We start from the raw sequence: 19,477 nt of genomic DNA, 5'->3' as shown, positions 1-19,477 counted from the left end.
TCCCACACCGTTCGACGAGCACAGCCGTAACCGGCTTAACTTATCCTCTGACAGGCTTTTGCGACAGTTTCATTTCATCGATCTTGCAAAGAGACGGGTTATGATCCAGATGCAATCGACGAGATCAGGAGACGACGATGGCAGGCGGTTCCATTCCCCATTTCCAGAACGATGCGGGCTACCCGGCAATCGACATCGGCGTCAAGGAATTCATGTGCACCGGCGCCAATCCGCCTTTCGACCATCCGCATGTATTTCTCGACATGGGCGACGACAATGAAAAGGTCTGCCCCTATTGCTCGACGCTCTATCGCTATTCGCCGAAACTGAAGGCATTGGAAACGCACCCGCCGGGCTGCCTCTATATCGACCAGGCCGCCTGATTCTTCCGCGACAAGCCTGATGCAGGAAACGCAGTCCCGGCAGGTGGTAATCGCCGGGGCGGGCGTCGCCGGGCTGACCGCGGCACTGGCCTTCGCCGAGCGCGGCTATCGGGTAAAACTGTTCGAACAGGCGCAGCACCTCGAGGCTGCCGGCGCCGGTATCCAGCTTTCGCCCAACGCGACGCGCATCCTACGGCAGCTCGGCGTACTCGATCGGCTGCTGCCGACGTCGGTGCGCCCGGAGGCGGTCGTGCTCAAGGATGCCGCCACGCTGCGCAAGCTGGCGCGCGTACCGCTTGGCCAGGCGGCCGAAACGCGCTGGGGAGCGCCCTATCTCGTTGCCCACCGCGCGGATCTGCAGTCAGCGCTGATGCAGCGGATAGCCGAGCGGCCCGAGGTCGAGCTTGTCACCGGTGCCCGCGTCGGCGGCGTCGCAACCGGACCGAATGGCATCACCGCAACAATCGAGATTGCCGGCACGACCATCGAAACCGAAGCATCGTTGCTGGTCGGAGCCGATGGCGTCTGGTCGTCGGTGCGAGAAAAACTTGCCCGCAAGGCGGCCGAATTCGGCAGAAGCCGATTCTCGGGCGAGCTTGCCTGGCGCGCCACGGTGGCCGCGGACAGCCTTGCCGGACAAGCCTTCAGGGCGATCGGTGCGCCCGATTGCGTTACCGCATTCCTCCATCCAGGCTTCCATATGGTCGCCTATCCGGTCAGCCGTGGCACTGTCTTCAACCTCGCGGCCTTCACCAAGGGCAAGCGCATCGCCGAGGGCTGGTCAGGGCATGCCGACCCCGCCATCCTCGCCAGCGCCATGCGTAGCGCCGCGCCGGCGCTGGTCCGCCTGGCGAACGAGGCCGCGCCGTGGACGGCATGGCCGATCCACATAGTCGAGCAGCGGCGGTGGACGACGCCGGAAGGCATCGCGCTGACCGGCGACGCGGCGCACGCGATGACGCCGTTTGCCGCACAGGGCGCGGCGATGGCGATCGAAGACGCGGTAACCCTTGCCGGTTTCGTTGCCACCTCGCCCGCCGATCTCAGCAGCGCGCTTGTCGCCTGGGAACAGGCGCGGCGGCCGCGCGTCGCCCAGGTCGCCCGCCGCGGCGCCGTCAATCGCCTCGCCTGGCATGCGGCCGGGCCGGTGGCGATGGCCCGCAACCTGTTCCTGGCGATGCGCTCGCCCGAAAAACTCGCCGCCGATCTCGACTGGCTCTACGGCTGGCGGGCGTAGGACGTTCGGCGGTCCTAAGTCGCCCGGTCAATTGTAAAGCCGCATCGACAGGCCGAGCGATGCCGGCAGCGGGTTCCACCAGCCGGTGCGCAGCCCGGCGGTGCGCAGTGCCGCCGCCGCCCAGGTGTTGCAGCCGACCAGCGCGTTGAAACGGCCATTGCCTTCGAAGAAACGATCGAAACGGGAATACGCCGCATTCTCGATCGGCATGGCCCCGCTCGGTCCCTGCCGGAAGCTTCCCGCAATGTAATCGAGCAGCGCCGTAAACCGCTCCTCGCCGATGTCGAAGCCGGCGACGTCGGGATGCGGCTCGGCGATTTCGCCTGAAATGTCGACATGCATCACCGAGGCATCGACGGTCAGCGCCTTCATCACCGGCACTGCCTTCAGTTCCGACCAGGTCGGCGTCTCGAGATAGAAGGCGCGGCCGCCCCAGCCGAAGACGATGTAGCGGACCTCCGCCACGTCTGCTGGAATGCCGGCATCGACCAGGAAATGGAAGCGCCGGCGCACATCGTCGTCGACCGGGATGGCGATGTCGGTGTGGATCGGATTTTTCAGCACCAGGATGCGGTGGCTTGAGCCGATCGGATCGGCAACTGCCGCCGGCCAGAGCGGGCGCGGCAGCAGTGTGCCCAATGCCACCGCAAGGACTGCTGCAACGACCAGCAGGCCAAGAAAACGGGCAAGCTTCTTCATGGGAAAGGCATAGAACAAGCAATGCTCAAGGTGAAGCCCCTCCGAAAGTTGCACAGCTGACTTAGAGCTTGACGCGTATCCTCCCCGGGAGGATACGCTGAGGCATGTCAGATCACCTCCACGCCTCGCATCCTTCCATCATAAAGCGCCTGAAGCGCGCGCAAGGCCACCTTGCGGCGGTGCTGGCGATGATCGAGGCGCATCGCCCTTGCGTTGACTTGGCGCAGCAGCTTCATGCCGTCGAAAGGGCCATCAGCAGCGCCAAGCGCGAGCTGATCAACGATCACATCGAGCATTGCCTGACCGACAGCGTCGAAACCGGCGGCAACTCGCTGGCGGAACTCAAGCAGCTGGCGAAATATCTATGAATGCCATCGTAGCCCGCATTCTGGACTGGCTCGGGTTCGGCTCGCACGCCGCACATCATCACGGCGATCACGGTCCGCACGGTCACAGCCATGGCGTCATCGACGCGACAATTGCCACCACCGACCGGGGCATCTGGGCAATCAAATGGTCGTTCGTGATCCTGGCCATCACCGCGGCATTGCAGATGGTCGTGGTTGCGTTGTCGGGGAGCGTGGCATTGCTGGCCGACACGATCCATAACATCGGCGACGCGACCACGGCGATCCCGCTCTGGATTGCGTTCGTTCTGGCGCGGCGCAAGCCGTCGCGGATCTTCACGTATGGCTTGGGCCGGGTCGAGGATCTGGCCGGCATCATCATCGTGCTCATCATCCTGTTCAGCGCTGTAGTCGCTGCCTACCAAGCCATCGACAGGCTGATCAATCCACAAGCGGTGACACACCTGGGCTGGCTGACTGCGGCGGGCATTGTCGGCTTCCTCGGCAACGAGGCGGTTGCCGTGTTCCGTATCCGCGTCGGCCGCGAAATCAACAGCGCGGCACTGATTGCCGACGGCTACCACGCCCGCACAGATGGACTTACCAGCCTTGCCGTGGTCATCGGAGCCATCGGCGTCTGGTTTGGCTTTTCCTTGGCCGATCCGATCGTCGGCCTGCTGATCACGATTGCGATCTTCGGTATCGTCTGGCAATCGGCCCGCTCGGTGCTGACCCGCATGCTGGATGGAATCGAACCCGGTGTGATAGACGAAATCCGACATGCCGCCGAGCATGTTCCGGGCGCGCGCATTGTCGATGCCAAGGCGCGCTGGATCGGTCATAGATTGCACGCCGACATCGCAATTGCCGCGGACGAAACCCTGCCGCTGTCGGCGGCCAACAAGATCGCCGCAGCGCTGAAGGACGAACTATCCCAGCATATGCCCGCCCTGGCTGAGGCGAATGTGCGGTTTTCAACGGAACGTGGAGAGAACGGCCATCCTCACGAGCACACGCATGACCACGGCCACATGCACTGACGCTCGCCGATTTTCTGCTAGTCTCGTCCGATGTTCCAGACGCTCGTCGAATTTCAGCGCACGATCTATCTGACGCTCGGCGAACAGATCCAACTGCTTGCGGCCGGAGGCAATTGGCTGGCGTTCATGGCCTTCCTGCCGATGGGCGTCGTGTTCGGGGCTGCCCATGCGCTGACGCCGGGGCACAGCAAGGCCGTCCTGGCGACTTATCTTGCCGGTTCGGATGCGAAGGTCTCGCGTGGTCTGCTCGTATCTATCACGCTATCGTTCACGCATGTGACGATTGCCGTTCTGATTGCGGCTCTCTCGCTGCCACTGGTCTCAATAGCATTGGGCAGCGTCGGCCGCGCTCCGCTTCTGGAGCATATCAGTCGCGGGCTGCTCGGCCTCATTGGCGTCTGGATGATCTGGCGCGCGTTGAGCCACAGCCATCATCACAGGCACGAGGGCGAGGCTGTCGGCGTCACGGCAGGCCTGATCCCATGCCCGCTGACGCTTTTCGCGATGACTTTCGCAATCTCCAGGGGGGTTCCGGCGGCGGGCGCCCTGTTTGCCGTCACCATGATGGTCGGCGTGGCGCTGACGCTGTCCTGTGTCGCCGTGTTGTCGATCCTGTTTCGGGAACGGCTTGTACAGTTTTTCGCGCGCCAGCCACGCCTGTTCGAAACCATCTCCCGGGCCATCGAGGGCGCCGCCGGTCTCGCCCTTGCCGGCGTCGCTGTCTGGCAGATCACCTCAGCTTGAGAGAAAATTTGGCCCCAGCCACTGCATGGCGTCCGGGCCGGTGCACCGGCTGGAACGAGCCTAGGCGACGCCGGTCATGTCACATCGATCACGACCATCAGTCCGCCGCCGCCCTTCTCCTCGACATTGTTGTTCGTGGTGTGATGCGGGATGTGGCAATGGATCAGCCATTTGCCCGGACGCTGCGCCTTCCAGATCACGTCGTAGCGCTGACCCGGCCCGACGTTGATCGTGTCGGCAAGGAAACGACCCGAAGCGGGGACCGTCTCACCGTCGCGGGCAACGACCTCGAACGGTCCGCCATGGATATGCATCGGATGGATGAAGCCGTTGTTGGTGCCGATGAACCGCACCTTGAGCGTCTCGCCGACCTTCATCGGGATCGTCTCGGTCGAGGGATAGGCCTTGCCGTTGATGGTGAAGAAATTCGGCATGCCGCCATCCATCGGCATCGACGGGTAGGTCAGCCCTTCCCGCACCAGCCATTCCTGAAGCTCGATGACGTAATCATGGTCGGCCGCGACCTCGTCGGCGGGATTGGCGGGATCGATGATCAGCGCACCGTAGAGGCCGAGCGCCTGGGTCCGGTCCGGCTTGGCATGGGGGTGATAGAAATAGGTTCCGTGCTGGGTCGCGGTGAATTCGTATGAATAGGATTGCCCGGGCTCGATCGGCGGCTGCGTGATCTCGGCCGGCCCATCCATCTGGTTCGGCAGGATCAAGCCATGCCAATGCACCGTCGTTTCCTCAGGCAGGCCGTTGGTGACGTTGATCCTGACCCGATCGCCCTGGCGAATATGAATTCGCGGACCGGGAATCTGGCCGTTATAGGCATAGGCGTCGACCGCGACGTCCGGCAGGATCTGCCAGCGGACCACTGAAGGCCTGAGCTCGAACACCTTGATGCCGTTCTCCATCCGAAACGGCAGTTCCTGGTCGCCCCTTGCCGTCAGGCCATAAGAGGCGGCCACGAGGCGTGGATCGGTAGCCGCCATGTCGCGCATTGTATCGGCTGGCGTGTCGCGATCCATGATCATGCCTCGCGGCATGATCACCCCGCCGACGTCGCGTGCCGACAGCGTCAGGTTCAGCCAGTTCGCCGGCGCGACCATGCCGATGGCGAGCGCCAGCAGGGAGACGGCACCCAGGGCAGCGACCTGCGGCGTCGTGGCATCCATGTGATGGCCGCCGCCTTTGCCTTTGTGGGAAACCATGTCGTGGTGCTGCCCGCGATGGCCGCTGGAGTCGGCCTGCTGCATTTGCATCTGCGCATGTTGCCTCGTGGCAGGCTGCTCCCGGCCATCGATGCCGGCTGCCTGCGCACGCTGCGTCATCAGCCCATGCTTCAGCCCCCGGGCGACCAGCCAGACATTGGCCGGATAGGCAAGCGCAAAACCGGCGATGACTCCGATCGACATCACGCCCCAGAACAGCAGCTCCGTCGGTTCCATCGCGCGCATGTCGCGGCCCATCATCAGGAAGCTCATGACCGGCGCCATGCCGGCCATCATGAAGTTCATGGAGATGAACTCGGGCAGGAAGCTCTTGCGGACGTTCTCCCAATAGGTGCCGCCCATCATCGATTTCATGAACAGCGACTGGAAGATGAACAGGCCGAAGGCAAAGCCGGCGAGATATTCGACGATCAGGTCGATCCACATCGGCAGGCCGAGCGCCGCCGTGACGGCGGCGGCAAGAATGATGCCGGTGGCATCGCCGGCGACGCAGTGGATGGTGGAGCCGACGCCCTGCTTCCAGAGCGGCCGGGTGAAGAGTTCATGCTCGCCCGGCCGGGGCTCCTTGTCGGCGAGCACGTAGAGCAGCAAGCCGAGCGGACCCATATAGAGGGTGACCAGGATGAAGCCCCATTTCATCACCACCGGCTCGGGATTGTTGCGATATTGGTCGAAGCCAACGTAAAGCGTCGAAGCCAGCGCCAGCGCGAACCAGACGACGAGGAAATAATCGATCGGTTGGATGAGCATCAGGATGAACCCGTGACCTGCCGCCGCACGCGCCCACGCGGCTCGTTATACAACTCTCAATGGCAATGAACGCAGTCGGCGCGCTTATGATCCGGGCCGGCTTTAGTTATCAGGTTGCAACGTGACCACTCGAACGGCCTGAAGCACGCTTGCTATCTTCTCGCGCAGCGCACGGTCAGCGCTCGTCGAATACGCGCGAAGCCAGCAAGACAGAGAGGTTTGATCTGCCGGTCTTGTCCGAACCGGAGTAAGGATCAGTGCAGGATCTGCGACAGGAACAGCTTCGTGCGCTCATGGCGCGGGTGGTCGAAGAACTCGGCCGGCGTGTTCTGCTCGACGATCTGGCCTTGGTCCATGAAGATCACCCGGTTGGCGACTTTGCGCGCAAAGCCCATTTCGTGGGTGACGCAGAGCATGGTCATGCCTTCCTCGGCCAGCCCGACCATCGTCTCCAGCACTTCCTTGATCATTTCCGGATCGAGAGCCGAGGTCGGCTCGTCGAACAGCATGATGCGCGGGTTCATGCACAGCGAGCGGGCGATCGCCACGCGCTGCTGCTGGCCGCCGGAAAGCTGGCCGGGATATTTGTTGGCCTGTTCCGGGATCTTGACGCGCTTGAGGAAATGCATGGCGATTTCCTCGGCCTGTTTCCGCGGCATCTTGCGAACCCAGATCGGTGCCAGCGTGCAATTCTCCAGAATGGTCAGATGCGGGAACAGGTTGAAGTGCTGGAACACCATGCCGACCTCGCGGCGCACCTCGTCGATCTTCTTCAGATCGTTGGTCAGTTCCTTGCCGTCGACTATGATCTTGCCCTTCTGGTGTTCCTCCAGCCGGTTGATGCAGCGGATCATCGTCGATTTGCCGGAGCCCGACGGGCCGCAGATGACGATCCGCTCGCCGCGCATCACCTTTAGATTGATGTCCTTCAGCACATGGAACTCGCCGTACCATTTGTGCATGGCGATGATGTCGATGGCGACATCGGTGGTGGAAATGTGCATCTTGGCGGCATTGACCTTGATCTCTTCCGCGCTGACGGCGTTTTCTATGGCCATGACAAGGTCCCTTTTTAGCGTTTGTGGCCGGTGTCGAGACGGCGTTCCGTGTACATTGAATAGCGCGACATGCCGAAGCAGAACAGCCAGAAGATGAAGGCAGCGAACACCAGGCCGGATCTGGCCGTCTGCGGCGTCGCCCAATTTGCGTCGGAGAAGTTCTGCTTGACGATGCCAAGGAGGTCGAACATCGAGATGACGATGACCAGGCTGGTGTCCTTGAACATGCCGATAAAGGTGTTGACGATGCCGGGAATGACCAGCTTCAGCGCCTGCGGCATGACGACCAGGCCCATCTTCTGCCAGTAGCTGAGGCCGAGCGAATCGGCGCCCTCATACTGGCCTTTGGGGATCGCCTGCAGGCCGCCACGCACCACTTCGGCCATGTAGGCGGCGGCAAACAGCGACACGCCGATCAGCGCGCGCAGGAACTTGTCGAAGCTGACGCCGGCCGGCAGGAACAGCGGCAGCATCACGCTGGCAAAGAACAGCACCGTAATCAGCGGGATGCCGCGTACCGTCTCGATGAAGATCACGCACAGCAGCTTGACGATCGGCATGTTCGAGCGCCGGCCGAGCGCCAGCACGATGCCGATCGGCAGCGACACGGCAATGCCGACGAACGACAGGCTGAGCGTCACCAGCAGTCCACCCCAACGCGACGTCTCGACATGCGGCAGGCCGAACATGCCGCCGACCAGCAGAACGAAGGCGACGACCGGCAGTACAAAAAAGAGAAGAATGGCATTCAGCCCCTTGCGCGGTACGCGCGGAATGAGCAACGGCACCAGCAGTGCCACGAACAGGATGGCCACCACGATCGGCCGCCAACGCTCCTCGATAGGATAGGTGCCGAACATGAACTGGCCGAACTTGGCGTTGACGAATGCCCAGCAAGCACCGGTCCAGCCATCCGGCTGGATGCCGCCTTGCGCCACGGTGGCGCAGACCGAGCGGTCCGGTCCGGTCCACTGGGCGTTGATGAAGGCCCAATTGATGATTTGGGGCAGGATCACAGCGACCAGCGCGATGCCAACGATGGTGAGAATGGTGTCGCCCGTGGTGGCAATCAGGTTCTTGCGGATCCAGGCGGTGAGGCCACGCTCGCTCGACGGCGCCGGTTGGGCCAGCGCCATCTCCGTCCGCACCCAGGACATGTCGTGTTCCTGCATGGCCTTACCTCTCCACCAGCGCCATCCTGGCATTGACGACGTTCATGATCGCCGACGTGATCAGGCTGAGCGCGAGATAGACAGCCATCATGATCACCACGCCTTCAACCGCCTGCCCGGTCTGGTTCAAGACAGTGCCGGCAGTCGCCGTCAGGTCCGGATAGCCGATGGCGATGGCGAGTGAAGAGTTCTTGGTCAAGTTCAGATACTGGCTGGTCAGCGGCGGAATAACGATGCGCATCGCCTGCGGCACGACGACAAGCCTGAGGATCGATCCCGAGCGCAGCCCGAGTGCCGCGGCCGCCTCGGTCTGGCCCGTGCTGACGCCCCTGATGCCGGCGCGCACGATCTCGGCGATGAAGGCGGCCGTATAGCAGGACAACGCCAGATAGAGTGACAGGAACTCCGGTCTTACCTGAAAGCCACCGACCAGGTTGAAAGTCGATTGTTTCGGGAATTCGAAGGTCAGAGGAAAGCCGCTCAGCGCGTAGGCCAGCAGCGGCAGGCCGACGATCAACGCTATGGATGTCCAGAGCACCGGGAACGGCTGGCCCGTCGCCATCTGCCGCTGCCGCGCCTTGCGGGCGACGAACCAGGCCATGGCAAGGGCGAGGAGCAGGGCGACCAGGATCAGCCAGGAGCCCTCGCCCCAGACAGCGCGCGGAAAATAGAAGCCGCGCTGGTTGAGAAAGGAGCCGAACGGCAAATTGATGCTCTCGCGCGGCGGCGGCAGCACGGCGAGGACGCCGGAATACCAGAAGAAGATGACCAGCAGCGGCGGGATGTTGCGGAAGACCTCGACATAGACCGTGCAGATCTTCCTGATCAGCCAGTTGCGCGAAAGCCGGCCGATGCCGACGATGAAACCGATAATGGTGGCGGTGATGATGCCGACGACGGCAACGATCACGGTGTTGATGAAGCCAACCAGGATGGCTCGGAAATAGGTCGAATCCGACGAATATGCGATCGCGCTTTCGCTGATGTCGAAGCCGGCGCGGCCCCTGAGGAAGCCAAAGCCGGAAGCGATGTGCAAGCGCGTCAGATTGACGATGACGTTGTGGGTAACCCACCAGACCCCCGCTACCAGCAGGACGAGGACCAGCGCTTGAAAGAATATTCCGCGGACACGAGGATCATTGATGAAGGAACCGCGGCTTGGCTCCTCGCGAAGAACTTCCTGCGATGCCATTCGACAGTCCCCTGGAAAGAGAGACCGGAAGGCAGACGATCTGCCTTCCGGATCCATTTTCGATCAGCGGATCGGCGGAGCGTACTGCAGGCCACCCTTGGTCCACAGCGCGTTGATGCCGCGCGCGATCTTCAGCGGGCTGCCCGAGCCGACATTACGCTCGAACATCTCGCCGTAATTGCCGACGGCCTTGACGATGTTGACGACCCAGTCGTTAGAGACGCCGAGATCGGTGCCGATCTTGGTGTCGGCTTCCTGGCCGAGCACGCGCTTGATCTCGGGACTGTCCGAGTTCTTCATCTCGTCGACATTGGCCTTGGTGATGCCGAGTTCCTCGGCGTCGAGCAACGCGAAATAGGTCCACTTGACGATGTGGTACCATTGGTCGTCGCCCTGGCGTACGGCCGGCCCAAGCGGTTCCTTGGAGATGATCTCGGGCAACACGACGTGGTCGGCCGGCGCACCGAGCGTCAGGCGGATGCCATAGAGGCCCGACTGGTCGGTGGTGTATACGTCGCAGCGGCCGGCGTCATAGGCGGCGTTAACCTCTTCCAGCTTTTCGAAGACGACAGGATTGTACTCCATCTTGTTCGACTTGAAATAGTCGGCAAGGTTGAGCTCGGTCGTGGTGCCGCTCTGCACGCAGACCGCCGCGCCCGAAAGCTGCAGCGCCGAGTTCACGCCCGGTAGCTTCTTGGCGTTGATCATGAAGCCCTGGCCGTCGTAATAAGTCGTGCCGATGAAGTTCAGGCCGAGTGCGGTGTCGCGATTGATGGTCCAGGTGGTATTGCGCGACAGGATGTCGATCTCGCCCGACTGCAGAGCGGTAAACCGCTCCTTGGCGCTGAGCGGCGTAAACTTCACCTTGGTGCCATCGCCGAACACGGCGGCTGCCACAGCGCGACAGAAGTCCGCGTCGATGCCTTGCCACTCACCCTTGTCGTCCGGCGCCGAGAAGCCGGCCAGACCGGTCGAGACGCCGCATTGGATGAAGCCCTTCGCTTTGACATCGTCGAGCGTGGCCGCCGAAGCCGCCGAAGCCGCGAATCCAAACGCGGCGGCGCCCAAAACGCCGATTGCAATGTGTTTCATGACCCACAGACCCTTTTCTGTTTTTTCCAGGCGAACCTGACTTTTTCCCGTGTGAACGCAGCTATGTATCCCGGCCCATTACCGGAATCCCGCATCGTAACCGACGCGCTGCCTCCCATTCACGAACAACATCGAAGGCGATTATTCCTGTGAGGTCAAGGGAAATGACCAAATCCGAAAGACTTTGAAAACCAACCGCCTGAAATGCCTGAAATTGCAGACAAACGCGCTCGCAAATCGGCCAGCGCGCCAATAAAGCCGGCAAAGTCCGACCGTGAGTTGCCAAGCGCACTTGGCAGCCTTCCCGCAGGCCCACGGCTCGTTGCTGAATTGGCATATTCAAGACCTTGGCCTGGCGAGTGCGGTGCGGTTGCGCGGCCAATGCCGCCGCACTATGGCTAACGACCAACCCATGGGACGAAAAGCAATGGCAAAAGACGACAGCGAGATGGGCGTCAACACGCGGCTCGCCCATTCCGGCAACAACCCGCATGACTATTTCGGCTTCGTCAATCCGCCGGTCGTGCATGCCTCGACCGTGCTCTATCCCAATGCCGCGACAATGGCGGCGCGCAGCCAGAAATACACCTACGGCACGCGCGGCACCCCGACCACCGATGCGCTGACCAGCGCCATCGATGCGCTGGAAGGCTCCGCCGGCACGGTCGCGGTGCCGTCCGGCCTGGCGGCCGTGGTGCTGCCGCTGCTCGCCTTCCTGTCGGCCGGCGATCATCTGCTGATCGTCGATTCCGTCTATCATCCGACCCGCAATTTCGCCGACACGATGCTGAAGCGGCTGGGCATCGAGGTCGAATATTACGAGCCCCGCATCGGCGCCGGCATTGCGGCGCTGCTCAGGCCCAACACCAAGGTGGTACTCACCGAATCGCCGGCCTCCAACACCTTCGAGGTGCAGGACATACCGGCCATCGCCAAGGCAGCACACGCCGCCGGCGCCATCGTCATGATGGACAACACCTGGGCGACGCCGCTCTACTTTCGCCCTCTCGACCATGGCGTCGACATCTCGATCCACGCGGCGACGAAATACCCGGCCGGCCATTCCGACGTGCTGCTCGGCACCGTGTCGGCCAATGCGGACTGCTGGAAGCAGCTTTGCGAGACGTTCAACACGATGGGCTGCTGCGCGGGGCCGGACGACGTCTACCAGGTGCTGCGCGGCCTGCGCACCATGGGCGTGCGGCTGGAGCACCATCAAAAGAGCGCGCTTGCCCTCGCCGGCTGGCTCGAGGGTCAGCCGGGCGTAGCGCAGGTGCTGCATCCGGCGCTGCCCAGTCATCCCGACCACGCCATGTGGAAGCGCGATTTTTGCGGATCGAGCGGCATCTTCTCGATCGTTCTCGCGGGCGGCGGACAGAAGCAGCAGCACGCCTTCCTCGACGCGTTGAAGTTTTTCGGCCTCGGCTATTCCTGGGGCGGCTATGAGAGCCTTGCCGTGCCGGTATTCCTTGGCGACCGCACAATCGCCAAGGGCCCGTATGACGGGCCGCTGGTGCGCTTGCAGATCGGGCTCGAGGATGTCGAGGATTTGAAGGCCGACCTGGCGCGCGGGCTGGCGGCGGCCGCACAGGCCTGAGCCAAGCACCTTTCCAGGCTGAGTCAGGAAATCGGCGTAACAGCTTGGAAAAATTGCGATCCTGAGTGATGTCATGGCGACCGATCAGCCGATGACACGGCGTCTACAAAATAGAGACGCCGGTGTGGTGGAGGCGTTAGAATAGCCTCTGCCGGCGCTTGAAACGGATCGAGGCCGGCCGGCGGATCGGTCGGGAACCTTTTGTCGGCCGATTCATCCAATGTCCGATGAGAAGCCTATCAGGAGATCGGCCATGCCTGCTGCGTTGACGGCAACGCCCGCCGCTTCCGGCGACATGCAGCTTGTCGGCCGCGCGCTGGCACGTGATAGCGATGCATTCCGCACCATCATCAAGACGCACAACCAAAGGCTCTACCGCATCGCCCGAGGCGTCGTGCGTAACGACAGCGAGGCCGAGGACATCGTCCAGGAGGCCTATGTCAGTGCCTTTGCCCATCTCGAGTCCTTTCGCGGCGATGCCTCGCTCGCCACGTGGCTATCGCGTATCGTCATCAACGAAGCGCTCGGCCGTTTGCGCAAAAGGCGGCGAATGGTAGCGATGCCTGAAAACCCGCAAGCCGAAATCATCCGGTTTCCCCTCAACCCGAGCGACGATCCGGAGCGGACGATGGCGCAACGGCAGATCCTTGAGCTTGTCGAACGGGCAACCGACAGTCTTCCCGATGCCTACCGGATGGTGTTCGTGGCGCGCGTCATCGAGGGATTGAGCATCGAAGAAACCGCCGAACTGCTTGGCGTGCGACCAGAAACCATCAAGACCCGGCTGCACCGCGCCCGCGCGCTGGTGCGCAAGGCGCTGGACGACCAGATCGGCCCGGTGCTGCTCGACGCCTTTCCCTTCGCGGGCCGGCGCTGCGAACGGCTGACCAATGCCGTGATGCAGCGGCTTGGTCTTTCCGGATAGGTCGCGCCGATTTTCGCGGGAACGTTTGGCGGCGACCTGCATCCAATGAGCGTCACTGAAAACGAAGCCCGATGCAGTTCCGCGTCGGGGCGAAGGAGAGCATCATGGTTATTCGATCGACCACGGCACTGGCCGCATTTTTCCTGCTTAGCGCAGCGCCCTTGTCGCAAGCTGCCGACAAACCGACCGATCCACAGATCGCACATATCGCCTACACAGCAGGCGTGCTTGACGTCGAGGCGGCCAAGCAGGCGCTGAAGAAATCGAAGAACAAGGAGGTCGTGGATTTCGCCAAGGACATGGTGCGAGATCACGAGGCGGTCAACAAACAGGCTCTCGACCTGGTCAAGAAGCTCAAGGTCACGCCTGAGGACAATCCGACCAGCAAGGCGCTGACCAAGGCGGCGGCCGAGGAACGAGCCAAGCTTGCCAAGCTCAAGGGCGCGGCGTTCGACAAGGCCTATGTCGCCAACGAGGTGGCCTACCACAAGCAGGTCAATGGCGCGCTCGAAACTCTGCTGATCCCGTCGGCCAGCAATGCCGAGCTGAAGAGCCTGCTGGAAACCGGTCTGAAAATATTCCAGGGCCACGAACAGCACGCCGAACACGTCGCCGGCATGCTGAAGTGAGGATCGAGCCAATGGCGTCGGGGCGGCATCTGTGGGTTGCGCTGGCATTGGCCATGGGTGCCCAGCTGGCCAAGGCCGACACCATCGAGGTGACGATCGAGAAGCTTGTGTTTTCGCCGGCAAAGATCGAGGCGAAGGTCGGCGACACGATCAGGTGGGTGAACAAGGACGTGTTCGCCCACACGGCAACCGTCAACGGCGCCTGGGAAGTGATGATCCCGCCGAAGAAGGCGGCGAGCCTGACGGTGAAGAAGGCGGAATCGGTCGATTATTTCTGCCGCTTCCATCCCAACATGAAAGGCCATCTGACAGTGACATCGCCCTGACTGGCTGATGCATGTCGCGCAAAAGTGCAGCGGTTTTGCGATAACGACATGCATAAAAAAGAGCCTGAAGCGCGCCGCATCAGGCCGGTCTAATGCGACGCGCTTTTAGGCCGCCAGCCATGCCGTCCCTACAAGAAGCGTGACCAGGGTCAACGGCAGGCCGACCTTGAAGAAGGCGATGAAGCCCAGCGGTTTGCCGGAGACCCGCGCGTGCTCGGCAACGATCAGATTGGCGACCGAGCCGAGCAGCGTGAAATTGCCGGCCAGCGTCGAGCTCATGGCGACGACTAGCCAGGCCCGCTCGGGGTTTTCCAGTCCGGGCACGAACGGCTTCAGCGCCAGCACGGCCGGGACATTGCTCATGATGTTGGATAGCACTGCGGTGAAGCCGGACAGCCGCCAGACATCATTCAGCCCGAGGTCCTTTGCCGAGGCGACGATATCGGGCGTCAGCAGCGTCTTCTCCGCCCCGGCGACGACGATGAACAGCCCGGCGAACATGAACAGCAGCGGGCCATCGATCTCGCGATAGATGCGCTCAGGTTTGATGGCGCGGGTCAAAAGAAGAATGGCGCCGCCGATCAGCGCTGCCTTGGCGACTGGAACGCCGGCGAAGAAGGCGATCGCCAAACCGACACAGACGACCACCGCCTTCACCACCTGCCCCGGCAGCATGCGGCCGCGATAGACTTCGGGGCTGAGCTCGGCCTTGCGCGAAAATTCGGCGCGGTAGACGATGCGGATGATGACGATGACGGCGACGAGGCCGAACGCCGCGACCGGCGCCAGCGCCGCCGAAAAGGCCGGGTAGGAAATCCCCGACAGCGCGCCGATGACCATATTCTGCGGATTGCCGGTGATGGTGGCGACGCTGCCGCAATTGGACGCCGTGGCGGTGGCGATCAAATAGGGAACCGGATTGCGGTTGATGACGCGGGTGACATGGACGACGATCGGCGCCATGACCAGGCAGATGGCGTCGTTGACCAGGAACGCCGAGAGGACGCCGGTCAACAGCGTCACCATCACCAGCAGCATGAATGGCGCATGGGCGTGCTCGATGGCGAACCCACCGAGCGCGCGAAAGGCGCCCGACACTTTCAGATGCGCCACGACGATCATCATGCCGAGCAGAAGCGTGATGGTGTCGAAGCTGATGGCGCGGTAGGCGTCTTCCATGTCGAGCGCGCCGATGGCGATCATCGCCGCACCGCCGAGCAGCGCGATGCCTGCCCGGTCGAGGCGCAGTCCGGGTATCCTGCCGATTGCGACGCCGGCATAGGTCAGGACCAGGATCAGCAATGCCGCCGCGCCCATCGCTGTCATGTGTTGGAAAATCCTGTGCGACTGACGAGTGAACCTGTCCGGAATGGACCTGAAGATATTGGCGATCCCGACAGGATTCGAACCTGTGACCATCGGCTTAGAAGGCCGGTGCTCTATCCAGCTGAGCTACGGGACCGCTGGCCGGCCGCATGACCGGCTGATTTGTTGGGCGCCGGCAGGGCCGGCATAGGATCAATGCGTCCAGGGCGTCCTGCGGTCATAGCGGAAATTCTCCGCATAGGAAATCTGGCGGCGCTTGATTTCCTTCGGCTCCTCGACGCGAAAAGCGAGCCCTTCCTTCTCGGCATAGGCGACCGCCTCTTCTCTTGTGTCGAAAGTCAGCCTGATCTGGCTTCGCATGTCGCCGGACGTGGTGTAGCCCATCAGCGGATCGATCTTCTTGCGCTGCTCCGGATCGAATTCCAGCACCCAATAGCCGGTCTTGGCCTTGCCGGACTGCATCGCGGTTTTGGCTGGGCTGAAAATGCGGGCTGACATGACCACCTCATTGCTGGTTGCAAGCACACGACCCCGAGACCACATTACTGTTCTCTGGCCATGCACTAGCCCGTCATTACTGCGCAATGCCGCCGGCAGCAAGGCCGATGGCTTTTTACGCTTGCTTTGGCGGGCTGAAATCACTAGGCAACAGACCGTTCGGAGTGTAGCGCAGCCTGGTAGCGCATCTGGTTTGGGACCAGAGGGTCGGGAGTTCGAATCTCTCCACTCCGACCATTCATCAAGCAAATCTCGTCGGCAGCGCAAGCGGATCACGCTCGAGCGTGTCTGCCGTCGCCGGTCATGCTTAAGCGACGGACGGACAGCACGAGCCCGCGCTGCCCGTCCGATATGCAAGCCGTCAGCCCTGGATGAAGGCCAGCAGATCCGGATTGATGATCTCCGGATGGGTGGTGCACATGCCGTGCGGCAGGCCCTTGTAGACCTTGAGCGTGCCGCGCTTCACCAGCTTGGCCGCAAGCAGCGCGGAGTCGGCGATAGGCACGATCTGGTCGTCGTCGCCGTGCATGATCAGGACGGGCACGTCGATCTGCTTGAGGTCGTCGGTGAAGTCGGTCTCGGAAAAGGCCTTGATGCAGTCGTAATGGGCCTTGGCTGCGCCCATCATGCCTTGGCGCCACCAATTGTCGATAGCCCCTGGCGAAACCTTGGCGCCCTCGCGGTTGAAACCGTAAAACGGGCCGGCCGGCACATCCCTGTAGAACTGGGCGCGGTTAGCGGCCAGAGCGGCGCGAAAGCCGTCGAAGACCTCGATCGGCAGGCCGCCCGGATTGCTATCGGTCTTGACCATGATCGGCGGCACCGCGCCGATCAGCACCGCCTTGGCAACACGGCCTCCGCTGCCATAAAGCGCGACGTAACGCGCCACCTCGCCGCCGCCGGTCGAGTGGCCGATGTGGATCGCATCCCTGAGATCGAGATGCGCCGCCAGCGCCGCGACGTCGGCAGCGTAGGTGTCCATGTCGTTGCCGGTCGCGGTCTGCGACGAGCGGCCGTGGCCGCGGCGGTCATGGGCGATGACGCGGTAGCCCTTTTCGAGGAAGAACAGCATCTGGTTGTCCCAGTCGTCTGAGCTCAGCGGCCAGCCGTGATGGAACACGATCGGCTGGCCCTTGCCCCAATCCTTGTAGAAAATCTCGGTGCCGTCATGGGTGGTGAATGTGCTCATCGTCCTACTCCTTAATGGAAAAGTTGGGGGTAACAGGGAAGCTTTTAGCCCCCTTCTGCTGGACAAATTATAACAGTGCGGCCAGGGTGAGCATTGGCAAAACGGACATTCAACGTGGCAAAACTGACAAATGGCGGCTGCGCTTGATCTGATCGAAATCGGCCTTGTCTTGTATCCCGGCGTGCAGGAAGCGGCCGTGCTCGGCCTGACCGATCTCTTTCTGCTGGCCAACCGGCTGGCGGCCGATCGGTCGCCGGACGCTTTGAGGCTTCGCGTCAGCCATTGGCAATTGGAGGACGCGGGCCAGACCGTAGTCTGCACTTTCGACAGCGACCCCGGCGCCGACAATGAACCAGCCATGGCTATCATCCCGCCAACCTTGGGAGATCCGATCGCTCGGGAAGCAGCCGCGCCCTATGCCGGCTGGCTCAGGGGCCGTCATGCGGCAGGCGCGACCCTCGGCTCGGTCTGCGCCGGCGCCTTCGTGCTTGCCGAGACCGGCCTGCTGTCGGGTCGTGCTGCGACCACGCATTGGGCTTATCGCGACGCGCTGGCGCTACGCTTTCCAGACATTCTGCTCGATGCCGACAGGCTGGTCATCGACGATGGCGACATCATCACCGCGGGCGGCTACATGGCCTGGACCGATCTCGGCCTCAAGCTGGTGGACAGGGTGCTCGGGCCGACCGTCATGATGGACACGGCGCGTTTCATGCTGGTCGACCCGCCGGGCCGCGAGCAACGCTTTTACAGCCCGTTCGCGCCGCGGCTGACCCACGGCGACGAAGCGATCCTCAAGGTGCAGCATTGGCTGCAGGCGAACGGCGCCCGCGACGTGACGCTCGGGGCCATGGCCGGGCATGCCGGACTGGAGGAGCGGACTTTCCTGCGCAGGTTCCGCAGCGCCACCGGCCTCAAGCCGACCGAATATTGCCAGCACCTGCGCGTCGGCAAGGCGCGCGAGATGCTGGAAACCACGATGCGGTCGATCGACCAGATCGCCTGGGAGGTCGGCTATGACGATCCCGGCTCGTTCCGCAAGGTATTCGCCAGGATAACCGGCCTGGTGCCCGGCGACTATCGCAAGCGCTTTGGCACGGAACGAGCGGTAATTGCAGGCGGAGAGAGCTGAGGCCAGCCGCGCAATGACGCAATCGATTCGATGCTGCCAAAGGCAAGCTCGCCGGGCGAGAACCCCAACCACCCATCTCCCGGCGAGCCTACTACCTGATTTGATACGCAATCAGGACCGGGATTAGCCGGCAAGCTCTTTGCTGCAAGACAGATGCCAGCTTTTGTTCCCGAAATGGGACAGTGGCGGCACTGGAATCGTCAAATCTCGAACTCGCCCTGCCCTTCGTCCATGGCGCTGACGGTCTCGGCGGCGAGCGCGCGGGTGATCGGCGTCTTGCGCTCGAGCGCGGTGCGGTCGAGCCGTTCGACCACCCGCATGGCAGTGGCCAGCGAGCGCTCGATGCGGCGCACCAGATATTGCACGACATGCGGCTCGACCTCGACCTGGCGGTCGGCGAACAGCTTTGTGATGACGCCGGCCAGCAGAAGATCGTCGGGTTCGTGGATCTCGACGGTCGCCGCCGCCTTCAGCCGCGACGCCAGGTCGGGCAGCCTGACGCCCCAGGCGGACGGGAAGCGCCGCGCCGTCAACAGCAAGCTCGAGCCGGCGCCGCGCACCGCGTTGATCAGGTGGAAGAGGCCGTGCTCATCGATCGGGCCGGCATCGACATCGTCGATCAGGGCCGGATGCGCGCCGAGATTTTCGATGCAGTCGCCGATGCGGCCGGCCTCCACTTTCACCGCGTCGGCGCGGGTCCGCCAGATCGAGGCCAGATGGGTTTTCCCCGAGCCGGCCGGCCCGGCCAGCACAACGACCGGCGACGGCCAGTCCGGCCAGCGGTCGACAAGCGCCGCCGCCTGGCTGTTGGTGCTGGAGACGACGAGCTCGTCGCGCGAATAGCCGGTGCCGTGGCCTAGATCGAGCGGCAATTGACGCGGCGGATCGATCTTGTCCGGCATCTGG

The 19,477-nt window shown here is 62.8% G+C and carries 20 protein-coding genes and 2 tRNA genes; 11 read left to right on the top strand and 11 right to left on the bottom strand.

The features are described from left to right. Nucleotides 1–137 precede the first annotated feature (137 nt). A complete protein-coding gene (locus NKI08_RS17775) occupies nt 138–383 on the top strand; it encodes a zinc-finger domain-containing protein (RefSeq protein ID WP_352771170.1) in 246 nt (81 codons plus the stop codon). A 19-nt stretch (nt 384–402) separates the two neighbouring features. Then, nucleotides 403–1,620 carry an FAD-dependent monooxygenase gene (locus tag NKI08_RS17770; protein WP_352771168.1) on the top strand — a complete coding sequence of 406 codons (1,218 nt, stop codon included), beginning with the start codon at nt 403–405 and terminating at the stop codon, nt 1,618–1,620. A 27-nt stretch (nt 1,621–1,647) separates the two neighbouring features. On the opposite strand, the gene NKI08_RS17765 is transcribed toward NKI08_RS17770, so the two are convergent. Then, on the bottom strand, nt 1,648–2,319 hold the full coding sequence (locus tag NKI08_RS17765; RefSeq protein ID WP_352771166.1) for a TIGR02117 family protein: 672 nt from the start codon (nt 2,317–2,319) through the stop codon (nt 1,648–1,650). A gap of 104 nt (nt 2,320–2,423) precedes the next feature. Here NKI08_RS17765 and NKI08_RS17760 point away from each other — a divergent pair, with 104 nt between their 5' ends. Genes NKI08_RS17760 through NKI08_RS17750 form a run of 3 tightly spaced genes read left to right on the top strand, consistent with a single transcriptional unit; the run spans nt 2,424 to nt 4,450 of the window. Then, nucleotides 2,424–2,687, top strand: a complete 264-nt coding sequence (locus NKI08_RS17760) for a metal-sensing transcriptional repressor (protein WP_023719742.1) — start codon at nt 2,424–2,426, stop codon at nt 2,685–2,687. After that, complete coding sequence (locus NKI08_RS17755) at nt 2,684–3,706, top strand: cation diffusion facilitator family transporter (RefSeq protein WP_352928274.1); 1,023 nt, start codon at nt 2,684–2,686, stop codon at nt 3,704–3,706. The genes NKI08_RS17760 and NKI08_RS17755 overlap by 4 nt, the downstream gene beginning before the upstream one ends. Nucleotides 3,707–3,736: 30 nt before the next feature. Then, a complete protein-coding gene (locus NKI08_RS17750; RefSeq protein WP_352771164.1) occupies nt 3,737–4,450 on the top strand; it encodes a HoxN/HupN/NixA family nickel/cobalt transporter in 714 nt (237 codons plus the stop codon). Between the two features lie 74 nt (nt 4,451–4,524). Here the strand turns inward: NKI08_RS17750 and NKI08_RS17745 are convergent, their stop codons facing one another. The 5 genes from NKI08_RS17745 to NKI08_RS17725 form a co-directional block, all read right to left on the bottom strand. Further along, entirely contained in the window at nt 4,525–6,435 is a 1,911-nt protein-coding gene (locus NKI08_RS17745; RefSeq protein ID WP_352771162.1) for a multicopper oxidase domain-containing protein, read from the bottom strand. A 254-nt stretch (nt 6,436–6,689) separates the two neighbouring features. Then, complete coding sequence (locus NKI08_RS17740; RefSeq protein WP_031212005.1) at nt 6,690–7,439, bottom strand: amino acid ABC transporter ATP-binding protein; 750 nt, start codon at nt 7,437–7,439, stop codon at nt 6,690–6,692. Nucleotides 7,440–7,507: 68 nt separating this feature from the next. Then, complete coding sequence (locus tag NKI08_RS17735; RefSeq protein ID WP_352541629.1) at nt 7,508–8,665, bottom strand: amino acid ABC transporter permease; 1,158 nt, start codon at nt 8,663–8,665, stop codon at nt 7,508–7,510. 4 nt (nt 8,666–8,669) lie between these two features. Beyond that, nucleotides 8,670–9,857, bottom strand: coding sequence for an amino acid ABC transporter permease (locus NKI08_RS17730; protein WP_352472636.1), 1,188 nt, complete (start codon nt 9,855–9,857; stop codon nt 8,670–8,672). A 63-nt stretch (nt 9,858–9,920) separates the two neighbouring features. After that, entirely contained in the window at nt 9,921–10,949 is a 1,029-nt protein-coding gene (locus NKI08_RS17725) for an amino acid ABC transporter substrate-binding protein (protein WP_254820740.1), read from the bottom strand. Nucleotides 10,950–11,376: 427 nt separating this feature from the next. Between NKI08_RS17725 and NKI08_RS17720 the strand changes: the two genes are divergently transcribed. The 4 genes from NKI08_RS17720 (at nt 11,377) to NKI08_RS17705 (ending at nt 14,426) form a co-directional block, all read left to right on the top strand. Next, a complete protein-coding gene (locus NKI08_RS17720; RefSeq protein ID WP_352771159.1) occupies nt 11,377–12,546 on the top strand; it encodes a cystathionine beta-lyase in 1,170 nt (389 codons plus the stop codon). Between the two features lie 253 nt (nt 12,547–12,799). Continuing rightward, the gene (locus NKI08_RS17715; protein ID WP_352771157.1) at nt 12,800–13,471 is read left to right on the top strand and encodes an RNA polymerase sigma factor; all 672 of its coding nucleotides are present in this window, start codon (nt 12,800–12,802) and stop codon (nt 13,469–13,471) included. 104 nt (nt 13,472–13,575) lie between these two features. Beyond that, nucleotides 13,576–14,100 carry a DUF4142 domain-containing protein gene (locus NKI08_RS17710; protein ID WP_352771156.1) on the top strand — a complete coding sequence of 175 codons (525 nt, stop codon included), beginning with the start codon at nt 13,576–13,578 and terminating at the stop codon, nt 14,098–14,100. Between the two features lie 11 nt (nt 14,101–14,111). Continuing rightward, a complete protein-coding gene (locus NKI08_RS17705; RefSeq protein ID WP_352771154.1) occupies nt 14,112–14,426 on the top strand; it encodes a cupredoxin domain-containing protein in 315 nt (104 codons plus the stop codon). A gap of 105 nt (nt 14,427–14,531) precedes the next feature. Here the strand turns inward: NKI08_RS17705 and NKI08_RS17700 are convergent, their stop codons facing one another. The 3 genes from NKI08_RS17700 to NKI08_RS17690 form a co-directional block, all read right to left on the bottom strand. Continuing rightward, complete coding sequence (locus tag NKI08_RS17700; RefSeq protein ID WP_352569726.1) at nt 14,532–15,752, bottom strand: anion transporter; 1,221 nt, start codon at nt 15,750–15,752, stop codon at nt 14,532–14,534. Between the two features lie 59 nt (nt 15,753–15,811). Further along, nucleotides 15,812–15,888, bottom strand: a tRNA-Arg gene (locus NKI08_RS17695). Nucleotides 15,889–15,944: 56 nt separating this feature from the next. Then, nucleotides 15,945–16,250: an ETC complex I subunit gene (locus tag NKI08_RS17690; RefSeq protein WP_023677641.1), complete on the bottom strand. Its 306-nt coding sequence runs from the start codon at nt 16,248–16,250 to the stop codon at nt 15,945–15,947. A gap of 160 nt (nt 16,251–16,410) precedes the next feature. Here NKI08_RS17690 and NKI08_RS17685 point away from each other — a divergent pair. After that, nucleotides 16,411–16,487 (top strand) — tRNA-Pro (locus tag NKI08_RS17685). A 124-nt stretch (nt 16,488–16,611) separates the two neighbouring features. On the opposite strand, the gene NKI08_RS17680 is transcribed toward NKI08_RS17685, so the two are convergent. Next, nucleotides 16,612–17,439 (bottom strand): alpha/beta fold hydrolase, encoded by an 828-nt coding sequence (locus NKI08_RS17680; protein WP_352771151.1) that lies wholly within the window; start codon nt 17,437–17,439, stop codon nt 16,612–16,614. 130 nt (nt 17,440–17,569) lie between these two features. Here NKI08_RS17680 and NKI08_RS17675 point away from each other — a divergent pair, with 130 nt between their 5' ends. Next, complete coding sequence (locus NKI08_RS17675; protein ID WP_352492622.1) at nt 17,570–18,571, top strand: GlxA family transcriptional regulator; 1,002 nt, start codon at nt 17,570–17,572, stop codon at nt 18,569–18,571. A gap of 200 nt (nt 18,572–18,771) precedes the next feature. On the opposite strand, the gene hdaA is transcribed toward NKI08_RS17675, so the two are convergent. Continuing rightward, nucleotides 18,772–19,473, bottom strand: coding sequence for a DnaA regulatory inactivator HdaA (gene hdaA, locus NKI08_RS17670; protein WP_352472673.1), 702 nt, complete (start codon nt 19,471–19,473; stop codon nt 18,772–18,774). Nucleotides 19,474–19,477: the final 4 nt, after the last annotated feature.

Source organism: Mesorhizobium sp. M0768, from assembly GCF_040320195.1.
In the GTDB taxonomy this organism is placed as follows: domain Bacteria; phylum Pseudomonadota; class Alphaproteobacteria; order Rhizobiales; family Rhizobiaceae; genus Mesorhizobium.
The sequence above is the reverse complement of the archived record's forward strand: the minus strand, read 5'-3'. Positions and strand labels throughout refer to the sequence as shown.